Annotated in this window: 3 protein-coding genes; 1 reads left to right on the forward strand and 2 read right to left on the reverse strand. The window is 69.2% G+C overall.

The genetic code is table 11. From position 1 onward, the window contains the following. Positions 1 to 38: 38 nt before the first annotated feature. Complete coding sequence (locus tag K2X24_RS07405; RefSeq protein WP_292496306.1) at positions 39 to 863, reverse strand: AAA family ATPase; 825 nt, start codon at positions 861 to 863, stop codon at positions 39 to 41. Beyond that, positions 860 to 2,293: a Mu transposase C-terminal domain-containing protein gene (locus tag K2X24_RS07410; protein ID WP_292496308.1), complete on the reverse strand. Its 1,434-nt coding sequence runs from the start codon at positions 2,291 to 2,293 to the stop codon at positions 860 to 862. The genes K2X24_RS07405 and K2X24_RS07410 overlap by 4 nt, the downstream gene beginning before the upstream one ends. 187 nt (positions 2,294 to 2,480) lie before the next feature. On the opposite strand from K2X24_RS07410, the gene K2X24_RS07415 reads away from it, so the two are divergent. Then, on the forward strand, positions 2,481 to 3,068 hold the full coding sequence (locus K2X24_RS07415; RefSeq protein WP_292496310.1) for a recombinase family protein: 588 nt from the start codon (positions 2,481 to 2,483) through the stop codon (positions 3,066 to 3,068). The last annotated feature ends 32 nt before the right edge of the window (positions 3,069 to 3,100 follow it).

Below are 3,100 nucleotides of genomic sequence, written 5' to 3' on the forward strand. Positions count from 1 at the left end.
TGTGACTTTCAGCGATAAGTGGCGGTGTTGTCTCAGATTTATGTGGCGCCGATGACGAGGGTGCTGCGGGCGGCCTCGACCACGTCGTCGGTGATGACGCGCAGGCCGTTGATCGTCAGGATGCGCTCGATCTGCACGAACAGCCGCTGCAAGAGCCGGAAGTTGCCGCCGGTGATCCGCGCGATCGAGGCCATCGCCTGAGCGTCCGTGAAGTCCGCCTCGTCCAGGCTCAGCCCGAACTGCCGCCAGTGCCGGGTCAGGACGAAGGAGAGTTCCTCGCCCTGCAGGGGACGGTAGTGGTGGGCAAAGCCGATCCGGCTGTAGAGCTGTGGGTAGCGCGCCAGGCGCTTCTCCAGCCCGGGCATGCCGATCAGGATCACGCCGATGCCGGTGCGGTCGAATAGGTCGCGCACGTGCTCCAGCGCCACCGTCGAGAGGCGCTCCGCCTCGTCGAGGATCAGAAGCTCGGCCGGGTCCGTGAGACCCGTGCGGACGATCTCGTCCCGGTGGACATGCGTGTCGATGCAGATGTCCGCGCGCGTCATCAACTGCGCGATCTCGTCCCGCAGCACCTGGAACGGCGCGCTGACCGCAGGCGTGTAGAACACGCTCCGGCTCCGGGCGAGCGCGGCGTAGACCTGGGCGTCGGAAGGCGCCCGGGGTCCCCAGGTCAGCAGCAGCGGCTCGGCGATGTCCCATCGGGCGTAGCGCCGGGCCGAGTGCGTCTTGCCGACACCGGCCGGACCGTAGCACAGACCGATGTAGCGGTGCCGACGCACGGCGTCGGCGAACTCGGTGAAGCGGCGATGCTCCTTGGTGGCGATGAACCGCCCCGCGCGCTCGCCGGCCGCCGCAGACCTCACGGCACGTCGTCCCGATAAAGGCGCAGCCGAGCGCGTCGGGCCGGCGGGGCCACGGATAGCGCCGACCGGGGCAGGAAGTCCGCTACCCGGGCGACCCGCTCGGTGATGGTGGCGCGCAGGGCTTGGCGATGGGCACGCCGCGCCGCCGCGATGTCCTTGAGGGTGACGGTCTCGCCCGCATGCTCCTCGCTGACGGCCCGGCACAGGAAGGCGTCGCGGTGGAAGACCCGGATCTCCGAGAGGTCGCGCGGATCGTAGCGTAGGGTGATGCTCTCGCCGACATAGGCGGCCAGCGTCGGGGCGACGTAGCGCAGTCCCTGGAAGCGAATGCCGTCCCGCCGCACCCGGCGCGGGGCGGCGAGCATCACCAGCAGCAGATCGAGATCCTCCAGGCTCTCCGGCAGCCGCGGCAGGAAGCCTCCGCCCCGCCAGCCATCGAGTGGCGTTTGACCGGTCTCGCGGTGGGGACGGGCGTGATAGGTGCCGGCGATGAAGGCCCCGACCGCGGCATCGAGTTGCGCCAGCGACAGCATCGGCGCGCTCGCCGGGGCGCTTCCGACGAGGTGGCCGGGCAGTTCGGGCAGCAACTCGGTATTGAGAGTTCGAAACAGCCGCTCGACCTTGCCCCGTCCCTGGGGTCGTCCGACCGCCGAGTAGACCATGCGGATGCGCAGGGCCGCGGCGACCTGATCGAGATGACGGCTGGTGAAGTCGCTGCCGTGATCGACGTAAAGCAGGTCCGGGATGCCGCAGACCGGCCAGGCGGGATCGGCCTTGCGCCAGATCGCGTGCCGCAGGGCGAGGCAGGTGTTGAGCACGCAGGGCGCGCCGACGAACACGAGGTATCCGGCGATCGCACGGGAATGGTCGTCGATCACCGTGGTGAGCCAGGGCCGGACGGGCTTGCCGTCCTGGTCGCGGATCAGGATGTCGAGCAGGGTGTGGTCGGCCTGCCAGAGCGCGTTGGGCGCTGCGGCGCGATGGCGGTGGATCAACTCGTAGCGGTCGCGGAAGGCGGCCGGCCCATCCTGGGCGAGGGTGACCAAGGCAGGGTCGAGGCGAGCGAGGATCGCGCGCACCGTGCCGTAGGAAGGGACGCGCCAACTCTGAGCCCGGGCGATCGCAGCGATCCGGCGGTGGATCGTGGCGGCGCCGACGCGCGGCCTCTTCAGGCCCATTCCCTCGATCAGGGCGACGAGGTCGGCGGGAAAGCGGCGCTCGCCGGTATCCCGGCGAACACCGCGCCCGAGTCCGGCCGGACCGTCCTCGCGGTAGCGGGCCAGCCAGCGCTGGGCGGTTCGAAGCGGGATGCCGGCCTCGGCGGCTGCGCGGGTCAGGGGCACGCCCTCCTCGAGGTGGGGCCGCAGCATGTCCAGCCGGGCCTGAGCCTGCCGGTGCCGCTCCTCGCCCGGGAATGTGACAGCGACCATGGCGCCCTCCCGACCCTCCCGACCCTCCCGACCGTCCCGTGCCGGCCATGGGTGTCCGCAAGGGGATCGTCCAGCGGACGCGCGCCGGCTTGAACCCGGTTCGTTGCAGAACCACGCGAAACCCCGTCTCAGATGAATGGTACGATAAAACTATCACTAAGGGGAGGGCTAGCGTACACTTTTGGCCATGACCACGACCCTGATTGGCTACGCCCGCTGCTCCACCGACAAACAGGACCTCGCCGCGCAGAAGGCCGCCCTCGAAAAGCTCGGCGTCGTCCCTGAGCGGATTTACACCGATCACGGCCTGACCGGTACGAACCGGTCTCGCCCCGGTCTCGACCAGGCGCTCGCCGCCGTGCGCAGCGGCGATACCCTCGTCGTGCCCAAGCTCGATCGTCTCGCCCGGTCCGTCCCGGATGCGCGCAGCATCGCCGACGCGCTCGTCGCACGCGGGATCAAGCTGGCGCTGGGATCGAGCGTCTATGACCCGGCCGATCCGATGGGAAAGATGTTCTTCAACATCCTCGCGACCTTCGCCGAGTTCGAGTCCGACCTGATCCGGCTGCGCACCCGCGAGGGCATGGCCATCGCCCGGTCGCGGGGCAAATTGCGGGGCAAAAAGCCCAAGCTCTCCGACAAGCAGCAGAAGGAACTGCGGCGCATGCACGACACCGGGACCTACGCGATCAGCGATCTCGCCGAGCTGTTCTCCGTTTCCCGGCCAACCGTCTATCGGACGCTGAGCCGCCAGCCGACCGCCATAGAACGCTGAAGAAACACCGCCACTTACCGCTGAAAGTCACA

The sequence above is a fragment of the Methylobacterium sp. genome, assembly GCF_019750675.1.
Classification (GTDB): Bacteria; Pseudomonadota; Alphaproteobacteria; order Rhizobiales; family Beijerinckiaceae; genus Methylobacterium.